Source organism: Pseudomonas sp. XS1P51 (genome assembly GCF_054897845.1).
Window position 1 is genome coordinate 6,542,864 of the sequence record NZ_CM142707.1, and the last position, 23,244, is coordinate 6,566,107.

18 protein-coding genes and 1 pseudogene are annotated in these 23,244 nt (G+C 57.7%); 6 read left to right on the forward strand and 13 right to left on the reverse strand.

Going from position 1 to position 23,244, the window contains the following annotated elements; genetic code table 11:
- Nucleotides 1–115: 115 nt before the first annotated feature.
- The gene (locus ACYZUD_RS30215; RefSeq protein WP_462021475.1) at nucleotides 116–4,771 is read left to right on the forward strand and encodes a Tc toxin subunit A-related protein; all 4,656 of its coding nucleotides are present in this window, start codon (nucleotides 116–118) and stop codon (nucleotides 4,769–4,771) included.
- Nucleotides 4,772–4,790: 19 nt separating this feature from the next.
- The gene (locus ACYZUD_RS30220; protein ID WP_462021476.1) at nucleotides 4,791–5,351 is read left to right on the forward strand and encodes a hypothetical protein; all 561 of its coding nucleotides are present in this window, start codon (nucleotides 4,791–4,793) and stop codon (nucleotides 5,349–5,351) included.
- An 18-nt stretch (nucleotides 5,352–5,369) separates the two neighbouring features.
- Here ACYZUD_RS30220 and ACYZUD_RS30225 read toward each other — a convergent pair whose 3' ends face one another.
- The 6 genes from ACYZUD_RS30225 to ACYZUD_RS30250 form a co-directional block, all read right to left on the reverse strand.
- Nucleotides 5,370–6,701, reverse strand: coding sequence for a DUF58 domain-containing protein (locus ACYZUD_RS30225; RefSeq protein WP_462021477.1), 1,332 nt, complete (start codon nucleotides 6,699–6,701; stop codon nucleotides 5,370–5,372).
- Nucleotides 6,702–6,816: 115 nt separating this feature from the next.
- Nucleotides 6,817–7,818, reverse strand: a complete 1,002-nt coding sequence (locus tag ACYZUD_RS30230) for an AAA family ATPase (RefSeq protein ID WP_462021478.1) — start codon at nucleotides 7,816–7,818, stop codon at nucleotides 6,817–6,819.
- Nucleotides 7,815–8,978 (reverse strand): DUF4350 domain-containing protein, encoded by a 1,164-nt coding sequence (locus tag ACYZUD_RS30235; RefSeq protein WP_462021479.1) that lies wholly within the window; start codon nucleotides 8,976–8,978, stop codon nucleotides 7,815–7,817. The genes ACYZUD_RS30230 and ACYZUD_RS30235 overlap by 4 nt, the downstream gene beginning before the upstream one ends.
- Nucleotides 8,975–10,519 carry a DUF4129 domain-containing protein gene (locus ACYZUD_RS30240; RefSeq protein ID WP_462021480.1) on the reverse strand — a complete coding sequence of 515 codons (1,545 nt, stop codon included), beginning with the start codon at nucleotides 10,517–10,519 and terminating at the stop codon, nucleotides 8,975–8,977. The genes ACYZUD_RS30235 and ACYZUD_RS30240 overlap by 4 nt, the downstream gene beginning before the upstream one ends.
- Complete coding sequence (locus ACYZUD_RS30245; protein ID WP_462021481.1) at nucleotides 10,506–11,483, reverse strand: stage II sporulation protein M; 978 nt, start codon at nucleotides 11,481–11,483, stop codon at nucleotides 10,506–10,508. Before ACYZUD_RS30245 ends, ACYZUD_RS30240 begins: the two co-directional genes overlap by 14 nt.
- Nucleotides 11,480–12,205: an RDD family protein gene (locus ACYZUD_RS30250; protein WP_462021482.1), complete on the reverse strand. Its 726-nt coding sequence runs from the start codon at nucleotides 12,203–12,205 to the stop codon at nucleotides 11,480–11,482. The genes ACYZUD_RS30245 and ACYZUD_RS30250 overlap by 4 nt, the downstream gene beginning before the upstream one ends.
- 185 nt (nucleotides 12,206–12,390) lie before the next feature.
- Between ACYZUD_RS30250 and sbcB the strand changes: the two genes are divergently transcribed.
- On the forward strand, nucleotides 12,391–13,821 hold the full coding sequence (sbcB, locus tag ACYZUD_RS30255) for an exodeoxyribonuclease I (protein WP_462021483.1): 1,431 nt from the start codon (nucleotides 12,391–12,393) through the stop codon (nucleotides 13,819–13,821).
- Between the two features lie 90 nt (nucleotides 13,822–13,911).
- Here the strand turns inward: sbcB and mvaT are convergent, their stop codons facing one another.
- The gene (mvaT, locus tag ACYZUD_RS30260) at nucleotides 13,912–14,289 is read right to left on the reverse strand and encodes a histone-like nucleoid-structuring protein MvaT (protein ID WP_462021484.1); all 378 of its coding nucleotides are present in this window, start codon (nucleotides 14,287–14,289) and stop codon (nucleotides 13,912–13,914) included.
- 338 nt (nucleotides 14,290–14,627) lie between these two features.
- Here mvaT and purU point away from each other — a divergent pair, with 338 nt between their 5' ends.
- Nucleotides 14,628–15,476 carry a formyltetrahydrofolate deformylase gene (gene purU / locus ACYZUD_RS30265; RefSeq protein WP_462021485.1) on the forward strand — a complete coding sequence of 283 codons (849 nt, stop codon included), beginning with the start codon at nucleotides 14,628–14,630 and terminating at the stop codon, nucleotides 15,474–15,476.
- Nucleotides 15,477–15,562: 86 nt separating this feature from the next.
- The gene (locus tag ACYZUD_RS30270) at nucleotides 15,563–15,739 is read left to right on the forward strand and encodes a hypothetical protein (protein WP_462021486.1); all 177 of its coding nucleotides are present in this window, start codon (nucleotides 15,563–15,565) and stop codon (nucleotides 15,737–15,739) included.
- A gap of 72 nt (nucleotides 15,740–15,811) precedes the next feature.
- Here the strand turns inward: ACYZUD_RS30270 and ACYZUD_RS30275 are convergent, their stop codons facing one another.
- From ACYZUD_RS30275 to ACYZUD_RS30295, 5 genes and pseudogenes are all read right to left on the reverse strand, one after another.
- Nucleotides 15,812–16,807 carry a lysylphosphatidylglycerol synthase transmembrane domain-containing protein gene (locus tag ACYZUD_RS30275; RefSeq protein WP_462021487.1) on the reverse strand — a complete coding sequence of 332 codons (996 nt, stop codon included), beginning with the start codon at nucleotides 16,805–16,807 and terminating at the stop codon, nucleotides 15,812–15,814.
- The gene (locus tag ACYZUD_RS30280) at nucleotides 16,804–17,580 is read right to left on the reverse strand and encodes a DUF2334 domain-containing protein (protein ID WP_462021488.1); all 777 of its coding nucleotides are present in this window, start codon (nucleotides 17,578–17,580) and stop codon (nucleotides 16,804–16,806) included. The genes ACYZUD_RS30275 and ACYZUD_RS30280 overlap by 4 nt, the downstream gene beginning before the upstream one ends.
- Nucleotides 17,573–18,694, reverse strand: coding sequence for a glycosyltransferase family 4 protein (locus ACYZUD_RS30285; protein WP_462021489.1), 1,122 nt, complete (start codon nucleotides 18,692–18,694; stop codon nucleotides 17,573–17,575). The genes ACYZUD_RS30280 and ACYZUD_RS30285 overlap by 8 nt, the downstream gene beginning before the upstream one ends.
- Before the next feature lie 191 nt (nucleotides 18,695–18,885).
- Entirely contained in the window at nucleotides 18,886–19,650 is a 765-nt protein-coding gene (locus tag ACYZUD_RS30290; RefSeq protein ID WP_462025135.1) for a methyl-accepting chemotaxis protein, read from the reverse strand.
- A 141-nt stretch (nucleotides 19,651–19,791) separates the two neighbouring features.
- Nucleotides 19,792–20,775: pseudogene (locus ACYZUD_RS30295) on the reverse strand (HAMP domain-containing protein); the annotation flags it as partial.
- Nucleotides 20,776–20,948: 173 nt separating this feature from the next.
- Here ACYZUD_RS30295 and ACYZUD_RS30300 point away from each other — a divergent pair.
- The gene (locus ACYZUD_RS30300) at nucleotides 20,949–22,436 is read left to right on the forward strand and encodes a helicase HerA-like domain-containing protein (protein ID WP_462021490.1); all 1,488 of its coding nucleotides are present in this window, start codon (nucleotides 20,949–20,951) and stop codon (nucleotides 22,434–22,436) included.
- Between the two features lie 92 nt (nucleotides 22,437–22,528).
- Here the strand turns inward: ACYZUD_RS30300 and ACYZUD_RS30305 are convergent, their stop codons facing one another.
- Nucleotides 22,529–22,984, reverse strand: coding sequence for a DUF721 domain-containing protein (locus tag ACYZUD_RS30305; RefSeq protein ID WP_462021491.1), 456 nt, complete (start codon nucleotides 22,982–22,984; stop codon nucleotides 22,529–22,531).
- Between the last annotated feature and the right edge of the window lie 260 nt (nucleotides 22,985–23,244).

Genomic DNA, 23,244 nt, shown 5'->3' on the forward strand with positions numbered 1-23,244 from the left:
ATTAGTCAGTACAAAAAGTACAAGTCGAGACTTTGAACGCAGCGCTCTCTGAAGGTTGTTGCGATAGCGTTCACCCGATAATGCAGAAATAGCATGTGCGGAACTGGAGCTTGATATGGAAAAGTCCATCGTTGGCAAGTTAAGCGAACGTCGTAGCGTGGCACTAGCTGATTATTATCTGGGGGTGATTGCCCCAAAAGAGGACAAAGATCGCCCTGAAGGTTCCAAATTAAATCTGACCTCGCTGGAGGATCTATACCAGTACTTGTTCATGGATACCCAAGACACTTCCTTGTTGGAAACTACATGGGTTGCCAGCGCGATCGCTGCGTTGCAAACATACATCAGCGCAATTTACAGCGGTATGGAACCGGGTTACACCAAGGCGTTTAGCAAACAGGCACTGGAAGCCTGGCACAAACGTTATTGCAACATCAGTGACTGGGCCGGCTTCAAGATGCTGGAAAATCATCCAGAGAACTACATAAACCCAATCATGAGGTTGAGGAAGAGTAAATCCTTTCAAACGCTGGAAAGTAATTTGGCGCAGGCGGGTTTGACTGAGTCTGCGGTGCAAAAAGCACTGTATGACCATTTGCGGCGCTTTGAAGAGATTTGCGATTTGGACATGATTGCCGGTTTTATCAATGGCACTGAAGCAGATAGCCAAAAGTTCAAACAGGCGCAGTATATTTTCCTGGCCCAACAACGGGTGCAACCGTTTGGCTATCTATGGCGTACGGCCGATGTCGATTTGATTGCGAGCTCCGAATATTTGAACCCGGCTTCCTGGTCCGAGTGGGAAGCCGTAGATATCCCTGCGGGACCGCAAGTGCTGGCGATTCGGCCAGTGTACTTCGCGGCTCATGTGCTGGTTGTTTGGGTCGAAGGCTATCAAGAACCGGTTGAGCTTCTGGAAAATGGAGAGGAAGTTCCGGGCGTCTGGCATCTGGAAATGAAGTACTCACGCCGGGGAATCGACGAGCGCTGGGCGGTACCGATCAGCCTGGGGAAAAAAGATTTCACCCATGTACCCGAAGGCTCCGCGCGACTGGTGGCGGTGACCTATACAGGCGAGCATGAACATGTCGACGATGTGTTGGCCGTTTGCTTCACAACCACCGATCCTTCATCGGCAGCGATGGATCTGCAGAGTATCGCCGCAGATGATCAGAGAGGCTGGATGTTTGCGTCGCTCGACGCATGGTTGGTCCCGCAAACACCTGATGCAGGCAGTCTCAAGACATTGATCAATGTGCGCTTCGCAAATCAGATGGCATTGCAGCACAAATTGCCGTTGAGTGAACGCATTACCCTTAGCGAGACACTGGTGCCTGCATCGGCTGTTGCGATTGCAGAGCCGACTCGAGAGGGCATTTTGAGTAATTTTCTGTCGTTGAACCTGAGTTTCAGCAGTCAGGCGTCTATCGTCGACGGCGCACGGACTGTCTCGCATCAACTAAAGGTTCAGGGGCTCTGCGATATTGAACGGGCACAATATGAGCTGAAAGAATTAGCGTTTCTCATCGAAACATCCATTTCCGGTGAACAAAACTACTTTGAACTCACAAAAAAGGGACGTGATGGGATAAAACTGACTTGCCATCATAATGCTGATGACGGTTTTGATTTCAAACTATGCATGGAAAATGAAACAACTGGCATTTTGGATGTTTTAGCTTCGGTTAAAGCCAGCGATTTTCAAGGCGGTGGCTTTGGCGTTACGGTAATTAAGGATATACAACTTTCCAACGAGCAACTGGAATGGCTGTGGTCCCGCGGTACGAAAGGTATAAGGGCAGGTGGCGGCTTTTTTATTCAGCATGGCCCTGAAGATAAATGGGAGCAGCCTTTCTGGAGTGCTGATAACACGTTGTCGGTTGAAAAATTGTCGGTGAAGGTGCCTTTATCGCTAAAGATCACCGATAGAAGTGGCGGTGAACCGGTTACTTGGGCAGAAACCGTGGAATTGAAAGGATGGTTTAGCACGCAATGGCTCAACTTTACCTGGACGGGCGATCCCGTCGGTAGGGCGCTGGACATTGTGTGGGGCGAGTTGAATGAGGGCATTTATGGTCGTAATCATTATGCCGTTGAACTCAAGCAAATCCCGCTCGAGAGTAATGTTCCTTTGCTCAGCAAACAAGCTTCGGGTGCGCAGTTTCTGGACATGCGACCCCTAACGCTCGTCAATCTGGACTGGGTGCGATTGAATTCTACGTTTGGTAGTCACCTGAGCGCCAAATGCGCAATTTCCATTGACGAGTTACTGTCAAGATCAACTCAATTTATCCACGAGCCAACACCTCAGAAAAATCAGAGTTCACCAACAGTACCACTCACCGAGGAGATGGACTTCAATAGCGCCCATGGGATGTTTTATTGGGAGTTGTTTTTTTACTTGCCATTCCTCATTGCTCACCGCTTGTGCGAGGAGCATCGGTATCTGGAGTCGCAAAACTGGTACCACTACATTTTCGATCCGCACACTCGCGAAGACCAGCCCCATGAAGGAGGGGGCCTGAAGCGGTACTGGCCATGTCGGCCAATATCGGATGACGGAGATATCTCATTTGTTGCCCGTAATCTGGTAGACCCTGATGCCATCGCGCGTGCAGCACCGATTCACTATCGCAAAGCCATCTTCATGGTTTATGTGGATTGCATCGTCAAACATGCCGATTCATTGTTTCGACGCGAAACCCGCGACAGTCTCGCAGCAGCCAAGGTGCAGTACGTCCGTGCATATTCGCTATTGGGGGAGCGTCCGACCTCAAGCATCATCGACTACTGGGTGCCGAAATCCGTGGATGAGATTCTCGCTGCCAAGCCTGAAACGGCAGTTTTACTGAACACATTTGCCCGGACGCTGGAGGTGAATGTTGCGAATTTACCTTCCCGGGTTCACGCGATACCTGACATTGCTCTCCTGCAATTGGATGTTTTCCGCACCACGGCCAATCACGTGGTGCTGGACAAATCGGCGTATATCGACAATTGCCTGCACAACATGCGCAACAACCTCAGCCTGCTGGGCAAACCGCTGAGGTTGCCACTCTACGCGCCGCCAACCGACCCGGTAAAGCTGCTCACGGCTCAGGCCGGAGGCTCATCAGGCGCGTCGCGCAGTGGTGGTAGCTCGGGAATTATTCCTCATTATCGCTTCAGTCAACTTGTGGAGGTGGCGAAGCAGGCGGTCAGGTTTCTTACTGATATGGGACGCGAAGTCCGGCAGTGCATGGAGCAGCGGGATCGAGGTGCCCTGGAGGAATTGCAGCATAAGCATTTGATCGAATTGGGCAGCTTTACCAAGGCCATTCAACAAGAAACCCTTATGCAGCAGGAGGTCTCGCTGACGTCACTGAAGCAGAGCAAGGAATTGACCAAGGAGCGGATGAATCACTTTGAGCAGTTGCTGGTCGTGGACGTCGCACCGTGGGAAGCGTCTGCACTTGAGGGTCAAATGCAAGCCAGGATGGAAATAAACGGCGCAGCGCCCTTCTTCGTGGCAGATGGTTTTCTTGGTTCAGCGCCAAATATGGTGATCGCGGGAACTGCCTATGGCGCGGGTGGGATGGTATTGGGTGGGTCTAGTCGTGCGTTAGGGATTGTGGCGCAAGGTGCTGGTGATTCTGCCTTGATTGCCGCAGACAAGTCAGCAACCAGTGGCCATTACGTGCGCAGACGTGAAGAGTGGCAGTTGGCGTTCAACCAGGCCAAGGCAGAGATGCTGGTGCTTGATGAACAGGAAAAGGCACAACAGCATGCACTGAACGCCGCCCGAGCGAGCCTGGAGCACGCCGAAAAAGTCAGTTCACATGCGCAAGAAATCCTTTCTTTCTACAAAAACCGCTCCACCAATAACGAACTTTACGGTCTGGTTTTGAGCCAGGCGTCTACTTTGTTCTTCCAGGCATATGACGTAGTTGCAGACCTTTGCAGAAGCGTCGAAAACTGTTTCCAGTACGAAACAGGTATCTACGACACACGAATCATTCGACCGAATATGTGGATGGACAACTACCATGGCTTGGGTTGCGGTGAGGTGATGAGTTTCGATTTGTTGTGCCTGGAAAAGGAGTACCTGAACAGAAACGCAAGGCGACTGGAATTGACCCAAACGATTTCACTGCGTCAGATGTACGAGGCAGGTGTTTTTGTTGATAAGAAAACCTGGACGGACGTTCAGGCCGATCTGAAGCTCAACGGGAAAATTCATATCAGTTTCCCTCAGCAGATGTTCGACGAAAGATACCCAGGCCACTATTGCCGCCAGATCGTCAATGTAGGGGTCTCAATACCTGCGGTAATCGGCCCTTATCAAGATATCAGCGCGACTTTGACGCAAATAGCCAGCACGACGGTCATTAAGGCCAACGTCGATTCGCTCGATTATCTGTATGGCGACAAGTCTGAAGCACCACCAGACGATGTTCTGCTGAACCTTCGCAATAACCAGCAAATTGTTATTAACCATGGCCTGGAGGACTCCGGTCTGCATCAGTTGGCGTTTGGTGATCCCCGCTATCTGCCCTTTGAAGGTACGGGAGCGGTTTCCGAATGGGACTTTGGGTTGCCATTACATAAAACTGACAGACAACAAGCATTTATCGACAGCATGGCAGATGTGATTTTCCACCTGCGTTATATGGCCAATGACGGTGACGCCAGTTATATCGACGCGGTCATTGACAGACTGCCTGCCAGTGACCCAAGTCGCGTAGTGGCGGCCGAAATGTCAACGGTGCGCCCGTATTCCGCCAAACAGTAAGCCAAGAGAGATGAACATCATGAAAACAGAAAAAAAACGTGGTCGTAACCTTGTCCTTAGCGGGAGGTTTCCTGATAAGTGGGGAAGTCACTGGACACGGATCGGCGAGCAGGGCAACTGGGGACGATACGAGGATCTGGATTATGGTTTTTACTTGCGGTTGAACGGGCAAGCGGCTTATTCACAGTCGGTTGATACAGTTTCGTTCACTCAACCTCAACTGGAGCAAGTTGAGTACAAAGTAAGTTTTCGATATGAAAACGCGGGTAATTTTCCAGAGGCAAAAGTTATTCTCAAGGCTAGTACCGAGCACGAGATTCTTCTGAGCACCAAAAAAAGGTCCGATTCGTTGGCCAGTTGGCGTGATTACCTTGACGATGTTTTCACGGTGGTGCTTGCTGATAGCGACATCGGACTTCAAATCCATGGTGCGACAGGTGGGGGGTCAAGCGGTCTGTTGACCACTGATTTTGATATCCAGATCCACTTGCCACCATTGAAACTCAAGAGCCTGAAGCTGGATCAGAGGGAGTACCCTTTCACCCGATCCCAAACCGACGTTAAAGCGGTTTTTGGTTGAGCCCGGAGACGAAGGGCGTCATGGCGCACCGCCGCGCTTCCAGGCCATGTAGTTCGTCACCAGATCATGCCCCAACAGCCCTGCTCGCGCCTCCACCACCGGAACTCCATGGGCGTTCAAGCGTTCATGGAGTTCGGCTCGGGCATTGAGGTAATCCACCGTCCCGCAATAAATCAGCGCCTCCGACAAGGTTTGCACCGGTAATTGTCGCGCAGTGTCGAGCACATTTTCTCTGAGGCTGGCGACCAGCACCCGATGCAGCTTGCTCAGCCGATTGACGGCCGTGAGCAGTTCTTCATCGTCTTCGTCCCGCAAATTAGTCACCAGTACCACCAACGCTCGCCGTTTCTGCCGGGCCAGTAGTTGGGTTGTGGCGGCTTGGTAGTCGGCGCTGCGTTGAGTGCTGATCAGGTCGTAGACGGTGTTAAGTATTACGTTAAGTTGCCCGGCACCTTTCACCGGGGCGAGATAGCGCGGCTGATCGCTGGCGAACGTGCACAGCCCGACGGCATCACCCTGGCGCAACGCCACGTAGCTCAGCAACAGACACGCATTAAGCGCATGATCGAAATGCGCTAATTCACCATCCTGACTGCGCATACGCCGACCGCAATCAAGCATGAAAATGATCTGCTGGTCACGCTCGTCCTGGTACTCCCGCGCAATCGGCGTGCGCTGGCGGGCGGTGGCTTTCCAGTCGATCTGGCGCAAACTGTCGCCTTCGCGGAATTCCCGTAACTGATGAAACTCCAGGCCCAGGCCGCGTCGTTGCCGCTGCCGCACGCCGAGTTGGCTGAGCCAGTTGTCTACCGCCAGCAGTTGGCCGCCGTAGAGGCGGGCGAAGTCGGGGTAGACGCGGGTGTGGTCGGTCACGCTCAGCAGGCGTTTCCCGGACCACAGGCCCAACGGGCTCGGCAGGTTGATTTCACAGTGTTCGAAGGTGAAGTGACCGCGCTTGAGCGGGCGCAGGCGATAGCCGATCAGGCTGTGCTGGTCGGGGTGAAGTTCGACCGACAGGGGAAGGTTTTCGAAGCTCAGGCCGTCCGGTACGTGGTCGAAAATCTGGATGTTCAGTGGCTGGGGAAAGTCGTGCTCGACTTCCAGTCGCACTTCGCCCCAACGGCCGAGCGCCAGGCTGCCGGGCATTTGTCGTTTTACGCGGGGTGAGGGCAGGCGCTTGAGGCGGATGGCGTCGAGTATTGCCTGGGCCAGTAGCGCCAGCAGTAATCCCCAGTTGATTGACAGCAGGCTCGATGGAACCGCGATGTCCAGCGCTCGCAATGTGCCCAGAACGATGCCGATGGCCAGCAGGATCGCGAGCCAGATCAGTAGCAGGCGCGAGGGTTTCATGGTGTGACACCGTGCAGCCAGATCAAAAGATCGCAGCCTTCGGCAGCTCCTACAGGTGCGCGCGTTCGGCGTAGGAGCTGCCGAAGGCTGCGATCTTCTATCCGGGCCACGACGTTCACAACCGTGGCGCCGGTACTTGATCGAGCAGTTGCCGCAACACGTGATCAACCTCCAGCCCCTCGATATCCAGCTCCGGCGCGATGCGCACGCGATGGCGCAGCACCGCCAGCGCGCAGCCCTTTATGTCATCCGGAATCACGAACTCGCCGCCGCGCAACAAGGCCCGCGCCCGTGCACAGCGCACCAGGGCAATGGATGCCCGAGGCCCGGCGCCGAGGGTCAGGCCGGGCCAGCTGCGGGTGGTGCGGGCCAGGCGTATGGCGTAGTCGAGGACCTGATCGTCCAGCGGCAGATCACTGGCGATGCGTTGCAAAGCCATCACGTCCTTGGCTTGCAACACGGTGCGCAGCGGCTGCACGTCGAGCATGTCGGCCCGTGTCGAGCGGCTGACCTGACGCACCATGTTCAACTCCTGTTCGGCGTCGGGATAGTCCATGCGCACCTTGAGCATGAAGCGGTCGAGTTCGGCTTCCGGCAGCGGGTAAGTACCTTCCTGTTCGATGGGGTTTTGCGTGGCGAGCACCATGAACGGCTGCGCGATGGGCAGGGCGCGGCCTTCGAGGGTGACTTGCCGTTCCTGCATGGCTTCGAGCAGCGCAGCCTGGGTTTTCGCCGGAGCGCGGTTGATTTCGTCGGCGAGCAGCAGGTTGGTGAATAACGGTCCTTTGCGCAGTTTGAATTGCTCGGTCTGCAAGTCGTACACCGCGTGCCCGGTGACATCGCTGGGCATCAGGTCCGGGGTGAACTGGATGCGCGCGAACTCGCCGCCGAAGCAGCGGGCGAGGGCGCGCACCAACAAGGTTTTGCCCAGCCCCGGCACGCCTTCGAGTAGCACATGGCCGCCGGCAATCAGCGCGGTGAGCACGTCGTCGATCACCGTGTTCTGGCCGATCACCGCTTTTTGCAATTCAGCCCTGACTGCCTGGGCCAACTGACTGGCGCGCTGGCGTTGCTGCGCGGCATGGCTGGGTGCGCCGGGCTCGACGTGTTCACTCATAAGGCGTTCCTCAAGGTTTGCAGGTGGGCGACCTGACGGCTGAATTCAACGCTGGATAGCCGTTGCTTCGGTCGCGGGCTCATGGCCTGGCTGATAGCGCGTGTAGGTTGGCCGGTCATGCGTGCGAGCACCAGCCATTGTTCGGCGACGCCGAGTTGTTCAAAACCGGGATGACGGCGCCGCACGCGGCGCAGGATGTCTTGCTGCAAGGCTTGCAGCAGGCTGTCCTGACCGTTGCGGCGCAACATGAAATCGGCGCTGGCGCGCAGGTGTTCCTGAAGTTGCCGACGGGCTCTCGGTGCCGGTTCAATCAACGGGCCATGGCGCACACCGACGTGCCAGAGGCCAAGGCCGATCAGGCCAATGAGGGCGACCAACGCCTGTGGGAAATAGCGCAGCAGCAAGGTCAGCAGGCTGTCGTGATCGGTATTGAACAGCAGGGTCACGTTTGTGTCTGCGGTCAGGTACCAGAGCAGCCAGGCGTTGTCGTATTGGTCGATAGCCGGGGTTTTCCACAGGTCGGCGTCGGTGACCACGATGATCGACCCGAGCCCGTGACTCAGCTGCATCATGTGCGTGGCCTTGCCACTGTTGGCCCACGCCTGGGCGAGGTTTTTCGGGTCTTCGAGATGAAACGCGGTATCGAAACCGGCGTAGGCCGGTGCGTCTTCGTCTTCGAGATAGAGCTTGGTCAGTTTGGGGTAGGGGTCGTTGCCGGTGTCGGGTGGCGGATCCTTGAGGTCTTTGCTCAGTGATTGGTGCAACTGCACCCGGTCGAGCAGCAGGTCATTGCTTTGGCCAAGTTTTTCATCCCACAGCGACTGGGCGACGAACAAAAGACGCCCGCCGGCCCGGGTCCAGTTCATCACTTGATCAATCTGACGCGGAGTCATGTTGTACCGGTCTCCGAGCAGCAACAGACTGTGCTGATGGGGTTCCAGGCTGGGCAGGATGTCGAGGCTGTTGGCATGGCTGACGGTCAGGCCCTGTTTGCGCAAAAAATGCTCGGCGGCCAGATAAGGGTTGGCCTGGGCTTCGGGCGAGGGGCCGTGATCGATTTCTGCGGGATAGGGCGTCGCCTTGGCGTACAGATAAACACTCAGCGCGCCCAGTAGCACGGCGATGAACACGCCGGTCGCCAGCCACAGTCGCCGGTTCAACGCGCCGCTCCCGGGCCGAACAAGGTACGCCAGCCGTCGCAGAGTTCCTGCTGCAAATGTGCGGGTGGCAAGCGATGCCCGTAGGCCATGTTCTGCCAGTGCCCGGTCAGTTTTTTACTGAAGGCCAGCAGCGCGGGTTGTTGCAGTTGTTCGATGCGCTCCAGCACTTCGCCTTCGGTGTCGGCGGATTTCAGCGCTATGTTGTAGTCGTGCAACAGGTGGCTGAGCAGCGCGCGATAGAGCAATCCGAGGGCCTGGCGAGGGTTGGATTGCCAGAGGCTTTCGGCGCTGGCGGCGATGTCGGCAGGCAGGGTTTCGCGATTGAGGTCCAGGCCGAACGCATGCTGCGGTAACGGTCGCGCGACTTTACGCTTCAAGGTCGGTCGACGACTGACGAAGGCTTGCAACCAGTCACGGTAATGCCAGATCACCAAACCTGCAGCGCCGATGACCACACCCCATAGCAAGACCTCAATCAATGTGGCCACTGTGCCGAAGCGTTGACTGTCCAGCAGCTTGAGCAGCACCTTCAGCCATTCAGGTGTTTTGCCATCGTCTGCGTTTTCTGTGCCCGGCTTGTCCTCGCCAAAGCGATAGCGCGTGACCGTTTCCTTGTTCTTGAACGGGGGCTGATCGAGGATCGCCTTGATGCTGTCCCGGGACGCTTGGCTGGTCAATGGCTGGTCCAGCAGACGCGGACTGTCGGGGGAAATATCCGGCTCGGCAGCCCAGACGCTTTGCCCCGTTGGCATCAGTAGAAAAGCCGCCAGTAGCAGGGTGATGGCGGCGCTGCTCATACGTTGGCGCAGGCGGCGGAACACCAGCTCGATATCCCACGCCTCCAGCACCGTGCGCCGGTTCAGATAAAGGCTGAAGCCGCAGGCCACGTAGATCGGTTCCCACACCACCAGCACCAACACGTAAAACACATTGGTCAGATGCTCCAGCCAACGCCAGTCTTGTGTGGCGGCGGACAGCAACGTCTGCCAGCTCCAGTCGAGTTCGACCTGTTGCGGCAGGAGCATGTAGAACAGCACCATCAGGCCGATCCACAGCGCACTTTCCAGATGCACGCCGATGATCGTCAGCCACCGTGCTGCACCGCCGTCGCGCTGCAACAGCACCTGCAATCGCTGTTGTCGTGCCTGACCACTCAAGCCTTCGAGTTGCATCACCGGCATCAGGAAACTGCGACTCAGGCTCAGGCGTCGCCAGGTCAGGCTGGCCAGCAGTTGTGGCTTGAGCAGTCGCGGCCATTGGCGCAGCGCCTGTTTCAACGTGGGCGTTTCACCGAACATGGCTTTGGACAGGATGTACAGCGGCAGGCGTTCGAACGCCGGTTTCAGCCACCAGAAAATGAATGCGGCGAGGGAGGGTGAATCCCACAGCAGCAAGGTGAGCAGGGCGAAAACCGGCAAGGTCACGATGGCCCAACTGGTCATCAACAGGCGTCGGTGCCGCTGGCTCAGCAGGACGCCAAGGTCCATGGCCTCCCAGGTCGAACGAGGGCGGATCACCACCGTAGCGTCACTCAGGCGCATGGCGGGTCCGTCCGGCAAACAGCAGATACATCGCCACCAATAACCAGAGTGCCGCGCCGACCAGGTACTTGGTCATGGGCGCGACCCCGGTCATGGACGACCAGTAGGCTTCGATAAACGCGGCAATCAGCAGAAACAGCATGACCCCGCAAATCAGCAGCACGCTCTTGCGCGCCGCCAATCTCAAGGCCTCGGCGCGAGGCAGGCGCCCCGGTGCGATCAATGCCCAGCCCAGCTGCAGGCCGGCGGCACCGGCCAGGGCAATGGCACTGAGTTCGAAGGCACCGTGGCCGATCACGAAAGACCAGAAGGTTTGCCCATAGCCGATATGCGTCAGATGCCCGGCCACCGCGCCAATCATCAAACCGTTGAAGAACAGGAAAAACGCGCTGCCCAGGCCAAACAGCAAGCCGCTGGCAAAGGTCTGAAAGGCAATGCCAATGTTGTGCATGATGTAGAAACCGAACATCACCCAGTCTTCACTGGCCGCCCGTTCCGCCGAGCGCCCCAGGTGACCGGCTTCGGGGTCGTACATGCCTTGCATCTCGCTGATCTGTTCGGCCGGGATCAGGTTGTAGACCAGGTCCGGGAACAGATACACCAGCAAGGCGATGCCGAGCAGGCTGCCAAAAAACATCAGGCCGGCGGCGAGCACGAAGCGCCACTGTTCACGCACCAGTCGCGGGAAATCCGCCAGGATGAAACCCAGCACATTGGCACCCAGTCGGCTGCGATGCCGATACAGCTGTTGATGCCCGCGCAGGACCTGTTGCTGCAACGAGTCGATGAGAAAGCTGCTGTAACCCCGTTCCTGAGCCAGGGCCAGGTGTTGGCAGAGCCTTCGATAGTCTTTCGGGAAATTCGCGACTGGTGATGTTTCCTTGTTGTGCTCCAGCCTTTGGAGCATGAGGGAAAACTGCTCCCATTCGGCCTTGTGGCGACTCTCGAAAAGACTTTGCTTCATGTGGGGCCCAACAAGCCGCGGGCGATGCCGTTGAGTTCGGCCACCGCCCGTGGGGCTGGAACCTGCAACGGTTGGGCGAGGATGGATGCGAGTTCAAGGGCCCGCGCCTCGGAGAGTTCACCCTGGCGTTCGGCAAACCCGAGAATGGCACGTTGCTCGGTCAGCGTCAGGACAAAGGGCGGTCGTCGTGGTTCGGCGGCAGGGAGTTGGGGGCGGGTGAGCGGTTGTTCGCGGTAGATCACCAGCGTGCCGGCGGCCAGGTCGCCGAGGCGTTTGAAACTGGGGTGTTGCAGGCAACTGATGGCCCCGAGGAAATAGCCAAACGGCAACAGGTCGACAAATCGCAGCAGGTTGCGCAGCAGCGACGCGGACCAGCCGATCGGCGTGCCGTCGTCCTGCACCACCCGCAGGCCCATCCACTGCTTGCCCGGCGAGCGCCCTTGATTGAGCACCTCGAACAGCACCATGTACCACCAGCTCACCACGAACAGCAGAATCGAGCCCAGCCCGGCACCGAGTTTTCCGAGGAAGGCGAGGACAATAAACAGCAACCCGAGGATCAACCCGCGTAGCCCAAGGTCGATGGCGAACGCCAGCGCACGAACCATCAACCCGGCCGGGCGCAGTGGCAAGTCGATGCCTTCCGGCGTTTCGACCTGATACCGCGTATCCAGGGGCGGGGACAGCGTCGCTTTCCTTTGCAGTGCTGTGGTCTCGAGCATGGGCAACCTGATGATGTGGCCTGATCGGGATTCTCTGTGCGTCCGATGCTAGCAGCCTCACGGGGGAAAACGACATAACTATGTATTGCACGGTGAGTAGCGAGAGATGGTTGAATGACAAGATTACTGGCCGGGGCGGGATGTGAACGCCTAGACTTCGCCGATCTTCAGTTCAGGAATAGCCCGTGACCTCCATCTTCTGGTACGACTATGAAACCACTGGCATCAACCCCCGTTGCGACCGCCCGCTGCAAGTGGCGGGGATTCGCACCGATTTTGACCTCAATGAAATAGACGAGCCGGTCAACCTCTACTGCCAGCCCAGTGAAGACATCCTGCCGCATCCGGCAGCGTGCGCGATCACCGGTATTACGCCCGGCCGTCTGGCCGAACAAGGCCTGAGCGAGGCCGATTTCATGACCCGGGTGCATGCCCAGCTGGCAACGCCGGGCACCTGTGGCGCGGGGTACAACACCTTGCGTTTCGATGACGAGATGACCCGCTACAGCCTGTACCGAAACTTTTTCGATCCCTACGCCCGCGAGTGGCAGGGCGGTAACAGCCGCTGGGATCTGATCGATGTGGTGCGTGCGGCGTATGCCTTGCGACCCGATGGTCTCGTTTGGCCGACGGATGACGAAGGGCGGGTGACGCTCAAGCTTGAACGCCTGACCGCCGCCAATGGCATTGATCATGGCAATGCCCATGAAGCGTTGTCGGACGTTCGCGCCACCATTGCGTTGGCGCGTCTGATTCGGGAAAAGCAGCCGAAGCTGTACGACTGGCTGTTTCAGTTACGCGGCAAACAAAAGGTGATGGATCAGATTCGCTTGTTACAGCCGATGGTGCACATTTCCGGGCGCTTTTCGGCGGCACGCAGTTATGTCGGTGTGGTGCTGCCCTTGGCCTGGCACCCGCGCAACAAGAACGCCTTGATTGTCTGTGACCTGCACCTGGATCCTCAGGGCTTGCTCGATCTGGATGCAGACACCTTGCGCCAGCGCTTGTACACCCGCCGTGATGACTTGGCCGATGGCGAGTTGCCGGTGCCGCTCAAACTCATACACATCAACAAGTGCCCGGTGGTGGCACCCTTGTCGGTACTTCGTGCCGAAGATCAGCAACGCCTGGAGCTGGATATGGCGCTCTATCAGGAGCGCGCGCTGCGGCTAAGTGACGCACAAAAAGTTTGGCGAGATAAAGTTCAGGCTATTTATGCCAGCGAGGACTTCACTCCGAGCCAGGACCCTGAGCAACAGTTATACGATGGTTTTATCGGCGATCGGGATCGGCGTCTATGTGAGCAAGTCAGGCTTGCCGACCCTGCCCAATTAGCGAAAGAACAATGGCCTTTCGATGATGAACGTTTGCCGGAATTATTGTTTCGGTATCGCGCACGCAACTTTCCCGACACGTTGAGTTTCGAAGAGCAAGAACGCTGGCGAATATTCTGTCTGAAACGTTTGTCAGCCCCCGAGTGGGGAGCGCCAAATACGCTGGAAACTTTTGTGGAAGCCGCGGCCCAATTGAGCATTACAGCGACTTCGTTTCAGCGGGAGGTGCTCAGTGAGTGGGACAAGTATGTCCAGGGATTACGCAAACGTTTGAATCTTTGAAATCGAACATATCCCGGCCTGAATTCAGGGCATAAAAAAACGCCAGCGTATGCTGGCGTTATTTTTTGTCGCGAAAACAAGCTTTGCGGCTTAGCCCAGCAGGGTAGCCCAGCCTTCAACCACGTCACCGCCCCACTTGGCTTTCCACTCTTTCAGAGTTTTGTGGTTGCCACCTTTGGTTTCGATGACTTCGCCGTTGTGCGGGTTTTTGTATTGTTTAACTTTGCGAGCACGCTTGGTGCCAGTAGTTTTTACTGCGCCGCCGCGTGGAGCCTTGGTTTTGGATTCTGGATCCAACAGCGAGATGATGTCACGCAGGGACTTGGAGTATTCGCCCATCAGGGTGCGCAGTTTGCCTTCGAATTCCAGCTCGGTTTGCAGTTTGTCGTCTTGGGACAGGTTCTTCAAACGGGCTTGCAGCTCTTTGATAGCTTCTTCGGTGGCACGATATTCGTTGATCAAGGACATGGGGACTACCTTATGTTGGGCGCTGGATGGCAGGTGACAGTGCGGCAATAATAGTCAGGGTGTTTCATCAAGTAAACATTTAACCGGGGTTTATTTAATTTAGTTATGGCGACTAGGCCGCAAATTGGATGCATAGTTAAATATCGTCAAGCAGGCCTCACAGATATTCACAATTGGGCTCTTGAAGAATGGCTATAAGAGCACCATCGCGCGGGTAGCGGGCGCAGCCAAAACCTGTGTCGCCCACCTTCGTGCAACGCCAGGCATCATCAATACTGCAGTTTTGCTGCGCAATCGCTAGAATGGCGGCCTTTGCGAAGTTCTGGAGTTCCCCCCTCATGCGCACTTTTCGGCTGGTGATTGCTTGCCCGGACCGCGTCGGCATCGTTGCTAAAGTCAGTAACTTTCTGGCGTCACATAACGGCTGGATCACTGAAGCGAGCCACCATTCGGACAATCTCAGTGGCTGGTTCTTCATGCGGCACGAGATTCGTGCCGATTCGCTGCCTTTCGGTCTCGAAGCCTTTCGCGAAGCATTTGCGCCCATTGCCGAAGAGTTCTCGATGAACTGGCGCATCACCGATACCGCGCAAAAGAAGCGTGTGGTGTTGATGGCCAGCCGCGAATCCCACTGCCTCGCCGACTTGCTGCACCGCTGGCACAGCGATGAACTGGACTGCGAAATTTCCTGTGTGATTTCCAACCATGACGACTTGCGCAGCATGGTCGAGTGGCACGGTATTCCGTATTACCACGTACCGGTCAATCCGCAGGATAAAGAACCGGCATTCGCCGAAGTCTCGCGCCTGGTCAAACAGCACGATGCCGAAGTGGTGGTACTTGCCCGTTACATGCAAATCCTGCCGCCCGAGTTGTGCAGCGAATATGCCCACAAGGTTATCAACATTCACCATAGCTTCCTGCCTTCGTTCGTTGGGGCCAAGCCTTATCACCAAGCCTCCATGCGTGGGGTCAAGTTGATCGGTGCTACTTGCCATTACGTGACCGAAGAGCTGGACGCGGGGCCGATCATCGAACAGGACGTTGTGCGCGTCAGCCACAGCGACAGCATCGAAGACATGGTGCGTTTCGGTCGTGACGTCGAGAAGATGGTGCTGGCCCGTGGTCTGCGTTATCACCTGGAAGATCGGGTGCTGGTGCACGGCAACAAGACTGTCGTGTTCTGACAGGGACATAACACGGTTGAAATTCGAAGGGCCTGGGCGTTCAATCGCTTCAGGCCCTTCGCCGTTTCAGCACTGAGGACATGAGCATGACCGACCCACTGGACAAAGCCACTTCCAAGGCTCCCGCCACGTTGGGAGAGGGCTGTTTGAGTCGCTACGACCCGGATGACATGAGCCCCGAGGACGGTACGGAGTTTCCCGGTGCGGCCGAGTTGTGGGAGCAATTGCAGGATGAGTCCGACGATAAACCCGGGCAGGCCTGAAAAGATCGCAGCCTTCGGCAGCTCCTACAGGGGAATGCGATCAATGTAGGAGCTGCCGAAGGCTGCGATCTTTCAGGCTTGTTTGAATTTCATCAATTTTTTGAGCAGCGGTCGTCCGAGCATTAGCAAAAACACCGGGCCACCGACCAGCAAATAGAAGTAATACGTCACCGCCCGCCAGATCAGAATCGCCGCTGCCGCAGTAGATTTCCCCACCATCGGTGCCAACAATGCCGCCGACGTCAACTCCGCTGCCCCGGCACCGCCCGGCAACAGGCTGAACTGACCCGCGCTCAGCGAAAGCATCTGGATCAGAAAGCTCCAGGCCCACTGCAAATCCGCTCCGAGCCCCCGCAATGCCAGATACAGCACGCTATAACGCAAGAGCCAATGCAGGCAGGTCAGGGCAAACACCGTGATCAATGTCTGAAAGGGTAACTTCAGCGTGTCTGTAAAAGCCGCCAGAAAGTGCAGGAGTTTTCGCGCCCAGCGCAGGCGTGTGGTGCCCTGGACATTGAGGCGAACGAGCAACCGACCGCTCAGACGTATCAGCAAACGGTGGTAGCGGGCCACCACCACGCAAGTGAGCAATCCGCCAAACATCGATAGGGCGCTGACGGTCAGCAACCATTCCATGCGTTCGCTGAGGTGCTGGAACAGCGCATAAATCAGAATTCCGCTCAGTGCACACAGGAAGAACAGCAGATCGCTCAGTTGGTCCATGGCAAACACGGCGCTGCCTCTGGCCGGACGCACACCATTGCGCGCCAGCAGTGCCATGATCGTCAGCGGGCCGCCGCTGCCGCCCGGTGTGGCGCAATAGGCAAACTCGGCGGCCATGACGACCCCGAGGCTTTTGCCCCGGCTCACCTTATCGCGCTGGTCGCCCAACAACAGGCGCAAGCGCATCGTGTTCAGCACCCAGCACAGCAGAATCATGCCGAACATGATCAGCAACCACACCAGCGGAAAGTTTTGCAGTCGATACCAGGTTTCGTTACCACCCAGCAGCGACGGAATCAGCACCGCTGCGAGCAGCGCGACGAGTAACACAATCCCCCGGCTCATGCGGCGCGACCGACGCGGTCGGTTTGCAGCGACAGCCAGCGGGACTTGGTCATTGGCACACGTCCTTCGTCGAGCATGCGTTTGAGGGTGTGCAGCCAGTAGGTGCGCGAGAACTCGTGGCGCATGTCCACCGGGTGCAGGCCGAGACGAATCACCGGCGCTTGCCGCCAGCGTTGTTCGCGCTGATCGCTGACCAGTTTCGACAGGCCCCGGCGCCAGGCACTGCGCGCGCTCCAGACCAGGCCGGGGGCATCGATCGCAGTGAAATCCGGCAGACGGTAGAGATGCTGCGAATCGCTGGTATAACCCAGCGGTAACTGACGCAAGGCCTCACGCGTACCTTCGCTCATCAACCAGGCCGGGGCGACGAAACCCTCCAGCGGCCAGTTGTAACGGTGGAAGACTTCGATGCCGGCGCGTAGCCGGGCAAGCGCGGCTTCCCGGGACAGGCTGTAAAACTCGCCTTCGTGGGTGTAGATCCGACGCATGAACCAGTCTCGTGGATTACCGGGATTCGGGTTGTCATCGCAATGAAAGTAGCCGTGCAACACCAGTTCGTCGCCTCGGGCGATACGGCTGGTGAGCAAGCGTCGAAAACCCGGATGGGCATCCAGATCGTTGTGCTTATGGAAGTCCGGCACCACCAGCCAGGTCATCGGTACTTCACCCAAGGCGTCGACGGCTTCGACAAAGGGTTGGTAATCGGCCCAGGTTTGCGGTGCGACGTCGTGCAGCACCAGTAACAGGCTGGGAGGGTTCATGGGCTCAACCATTGGCGGTCAGCGGCCATTGACTGCCGAGTACCGCGTGATAGTGACCCAGCAGGCTGTTGACCACGGTGTCCCAGGAATAATGCTGCTCGACATGGCTGCGTGCCTGTCTGCCCAGAACAGCGCTACCCGAACCGAACAGCTCGCGCACCGCGTTGGCCATCGCCAGTGAATTATTCGGCGCACAGAGCAAGCCGCATTGATCGGTGACGATCTCCTGAAAGGCCCCGGCCGCCACGGCCACCACCGGAATACCGCTGGCCATGGCTTCAAGAATCACCAGGCCGAAGGTTTCCTGATCACCGGCATGCAGTAACGCATCGGCGCTGGCCATCAACCGGGCGACTTGTGCCGCCGCGCAGAATTCATTGATCACGGTGACGTTGTCCGGCACCACCGCCGGCATTGACGAACCCACCAGCAACAAGTGATAGCGACGGCCCAGGCGTTTCATGCAATCGAGCAGCACCGGCAGGTTTTTTTCCTTGGAGCCGCGCCCGGCGAAGATCAGCAGGTGAGTGTTTTCATTGATGCCCAGTTCGGCTCGCAGGCCGGGATCTCGGGCAGTGGGTCGGAAGGTTTGCAAATCGACACCCAGGGGCTGTACGAACACGTTCTTCACCCCCAGACCGATCAGTTTGTCGGCCATGACCTGGCTCGGCGCCAGAACCCGGTCGAAGTTGCCATAGAGCTTGCGGACATAGGCCTCGACATTCGTTGTCACCCAGTTGCCCATGCGATTGCTGACCAGCAGCGGCAGGTCCGAGTGATAAAAGCCGATCACCGGCACATCGAGTTGCCGCCGCGCGTCCAGGGCAGCCCAGGCAGTGAGGTAAGGGTCGCCGACTTCGATCAGATCGGGTTGTAAATCCTGCAGGACATTGCGCCAGGGCGCGAGACGGAGGGGGAAGCGGTAACCCTTGCCGAACGGCAGGGCGGGAGCCGGAACCGTGTAGATACCATCCTTTTCACTCAGGTGTGACCCAGGGATCAGCAGACTGTGGCGAATGCCCGGCTTGTTGCCCAGGCGACGATGTTTTGCATCCAGATACGTGCGCACGCCACCGCTGGCAGGGGCGTAGAACATGGTTATGTCCGCGATATGCACGATGAACATCCCTCCGGGCCGTTGTTCTCCCTTGGTTGACCTTTATGAAGGATAGATGTTCGTTTGGGGTTTTGTGGCGGGGGTGTCAGCGAGGTTTTTGCGGTGTGTTACAGACCGCTATCGCGAGCAGGCTCGCTCCCACAAGGTCCGGCGCTGAACCTGTGGGAGCGAGCCTGCTCGCGATGGGGCCCTATCAGACGTTAAATGCGGAAACTACCTACCAATTGTTTAAGACGCGCCGCCTGCTGCTCAAGGTCCGAGCACGCGCGCAACGTCGCTTGCAGGTTTTCCACCCCTTCCTGGTTCAGCGTGTTGATCTCGGTAATGTCCACGTTGATCGACTCAACCACGGCATGCTGTTCCTCGGTCGCGGTCGCCACCGACTGGTTCATGCCGTCGATTTCGCCGATGCGCAAGGTCACGCTGTTCAGGCGCTCGCCGGCCAGGTTGGCGATTTCCACGCTGTCCTGGCTGTGACGCTGGCTGTCACTCATGGTGCTGACCGACTCGCGGGCGCCGACTTGCAGCTCCTCGATCATGGTCTGTACCTGTTGCGCCGATTCCTGAGTGCGGTGCGCCAGGTTGCGGACTTCGTCGGCCACCACGGCAAAACCACGTCCGGCTTCACCCGCCCGCGCCGCTTCGATGGCCGCGTTGAGCGCCAGCAGGTTGGTTTGCTGGGAAATGCTGGTGATCACTTCGAGAATCTGCCCGATGTTCACGGTTTTGCTGTTCAGCGATTCGATGTTGGTGCTCGAGGCGCTGAGCATGCTCGACAGTTGATTCATCGCGGCAATGCTGCGATCCACGACTTGCTGACCGTCTTCGGCCAGGCTGCGGGCATCGCTGGCCTGACTCGACGCTTGCGCGGCGTTGCGCGCAATTTCCTGGGCGGCGGCCCCGAGTTGGTTGATTGCCGCAGCCACGCTGCTGGTGCGCGAGGCTTGCTGGTCGGAGTTGAACATCGACGAATTCGAGGCGGCCACGACACGCAGGGCCACTTCGTTTACTTGCCCGGTGGCCGAGGACACTTCGCGGATCGAACCGTGAATACGTTCCACGAAGCGGTTGAATGCCGTGCCGAGGGTGCCGAATTCGTCATTGTTCTGGATGGTCAGGCGCTTGGTCAGGTCGCCTTCGCCGTCGGCAATGTCTGCCATGGCGCGGGTCATCACGTGCAATGGCTGGATCAGGATGCGGATCAACATGCCCAGCAGGGCAATGATGATCGCTACTGCAATGATGGTCGCAACGACCGCCGAGGCGCGGAATTCGCTGAGCATCGAGTAGGCTTTGTCTTTATCCACCGACAGACCGATGTACCAGTTCACCGAGGACAGGCCTTTAATCGGGGTGAACGTGACGATGCGGGTCTTGCCGTCGGCGTCGATTTCACTGAAATCGCTGCTGATGCGCGGGGTGTTTTTCGGATACGCCTCGTTCAGGGACTTCATCACCAGGGCTTTGTCCGGGTGAGCCAGGATCTTGCCGTCGGCGCTGACCAGGAAAGCATAACCCATGCCGTCGAAGTCCAGCGCGTTGAGGCTGTCGGCGATCACTTGCAAGCTCAGGTCACCACCGACCACGCCGATGTTTTGACCGTCCTTGAGCACACTGTTAACGATGGAAATGACCAACTGGCCAGACGCGAGATCGATATACGGTTCGGTCAGCGCCGAGCCGCTGGTGCTTTGGGCGCTCTTGTACCAAGGGCGGACGCGAGGGTCATAGCCATCCGGCATTTTGCTGTCAGGGCGGATGATGAAGGTGCCATCCTTGTTGCCCAGATAGGCGCCCATGAAGGTCGACGTCACCGCCTTCTGCTCAAGTAGCTTGGAGACGTTGCCGAGGTCGGCGTTCAGTGCGACGTTTTGTGACAGGTTTTCGATCAGCAGGCTGCGTCCGGCCAGCCAGGTCTGGATATTATTGGCCGTCACGCTGCCCATTTCTTGCAGATAGTTGTCCAGGTCATTGCGTATTGCATTGCGCTGCAGGTAGTCGTTGTACAGGGTAAACGAGGCAAAGGCGGCAATGACGATGAGGGCGGCGGCAAGCAGGATTTTATGGCTGAAGCGCAGATTTTTGTTCATGGCTTGGGGTTCCGCTAAGGTCTTAATGTCCAGAGCGTGCTTTTATAACGGCACGCAAAACGGGCAGTGTTGAAAGTAAGCTGATATTTCCGTCCTCTCCTTAGGGAATTACCGACGCTATTCAGTCTTTAATATCGGCCGTGATCGATCAAAGATTAACCATGGGTGACAAAATGCCTGACTCATTGCAACTCGTTATCGGTGCCGATCTCGCGGGACAGCCGATTGCCCAGGCCATGCGCCTGGCGAACCGTCACGGTCTGGTCGCGGGCGCTACCGGGACCGGTAAAACCGTCACTTTGCAACGACTGGCCGAAGCTTTCAGCGATGCCGGCGTGGCGGTGTTTGCAGCGGATATCAAAGGTGACCTGTGCGGCCTGGGCGCTGCTGGCAGCCCGCAAGGCAAGATCGCCGAACGCATCGCCGGGATGCCCTGGCTGAACCATAAACCTCAGGCGTATCCGGTAACCCTGTGGGACATCCACGGTCAGTCCGGTCATCCGTTGCGCACAACCTTGAGCGAAATGGGGCCGTTATTGATTGGCGCCCTGCTGGAACTGACCGACAGCCAGCAGTCGGCGCTGTACGCCGCTTTCAAGGTCGCGGACCGCGAAGGGCTGTTATTGCTGGACCTCAAGGACTTGAAGGCGCTGCTCAATCACCTGCGTGATAACCCCGAATTGCTGGGCGACGACGCCGCGTTGATGACCACCGGCTCCAGCCAGGCGCTGTTGCGCCGACTGGCGACCCTGGAGCAGCAAGGCGCAGAAGCGCTGTTCGGCGAGCCGGCGCTGCAACTCGAAGACATCCTGCAGCCGACCGCCGAGGGTCGCGGGCGCATTCACTTGCTCGATGCCAGTCGTCTGGTGCACGAAGCACCGAAGGTCTATGCGACGTTCCTGCTGTGGTTGCTGGCTGAACTGTTCGAGCAACTGCCGGAGCGTGGCGATGCCGAAAAACCGCTGCTGGCGCTGTTTTTCGACGAGGCGCATTTGTTGTTCGCCGGTACGCCCAAGGCTTTGCAGGAGCGTCTGGAGCAAGTGGTGCGGCTGATTCGCTCGAAAGGCGTGGGCGTGTATTTCGTCACGCAATCACCGGGCGATCTGCCGGATGACGTGCTGGCTCAACTGGGCCTGCGTATCCAGCATGGTTTGCGCGCGTTCACCGCCAAGGAGCAGAAATCCCTGCGAGCGGTGGCCGAGGGCTTCCGGCCGAACCCGGCATTCGATGCCCTGTCGGTATTGACCGAGCTGGGGATTGGCGAGGCGCTGGTCGGCACGTTGCAGGACAAAGGCACGCCGGGGATGGTCCAGCGCGTTTTGGTCGCACCGCCGCAATCGCGGATCGGGCCGTTGAGCGAAGCCGAGCGCGCGGCGCTGATCGCCGGTTCGTCGTTGCAAGGGCGTTATGACAAACCGATTGACCGTGAGTCCGCTTATGAAGTGCTGATGGGGCGCAAAGGCCTGGCGCCGGAGCCCGACGCGACGCCGGGTAAATCGGCACCAGAGGAGCCGAGCTTCACCGACAAGGCCGGGGAATTCCTCGGCACGGCGGCAGGGCAGGCGCTGAAATCGGCCATGCGACAGGCGGCCAATCAGTTGGGTCGACAGTTGGTGCGTGGGTTGATGGGCTCGTTACTCGGTGGCAGCAAACGCCGTTAAAAGCAAAAGATCGCAGCCTTCGGCAGCTCCTACAGGGGGGACACCATCTCAATGTAGGAGCTGCCGAAGGCTGCGATCTTTTGATCTTGCTGTTAAACCTTGGGTTTGGCGTGAGCCGCCAGCCGCTCCAGTGCCGCCCGCAGATTCGGATCAGTGATCCCGTCGGCCGTGGCCTGAATGGTCGCCGCCGCATCGGTCGACAAATCCATCGTATGCCCAACCGCCCCTTGCTGAACGGTGGGTGGCTGAACCTTGAACAGAATTCGCGTCAGGCTGGCGAATTCATCAAACAGCTGTAACTGTCGTTGCAGACGCTTCTGCTGATAACGCAGGCGGGTTGCCCAGTGACCATCGGTGACAATCAGCAACAAACTGCCTTCGCGCCACGACGCCACATGGCAGTGCTCGCGCGCGGCGGGCTGCAATTGGCTTTCTACCAGACGTTGTAAATGACCCAGGCGTTGAGCGTGGCCGAAGATGGCTTTCAGCGGTTTGGCTTCGCGAAGCAGAACGGCGGGTGCTCTGGCCGTAAGAGGGCGAAATGCCATGATCAGACACCTGAAGTAACAGAGCCGCCATGGTAGCAGAAAGCACCGGATGCACCCGACCCATTGCTTTGCGAGCGCTTTACCCATTAAATCAACAAGTAACTTCTGCCGTGAATGGCTTGAAGTTCAGTAAAAAGCCCTTATTTTAAGTGAGCCCCGTCACAGCGCTGTGCCAGCATCGTGGAATAACGCCACTTTCCTCACCACCGTTTCCGGGTAGAATGCTCGTTCGCATGCGGCCATGAGGGCTGCACGGGCGA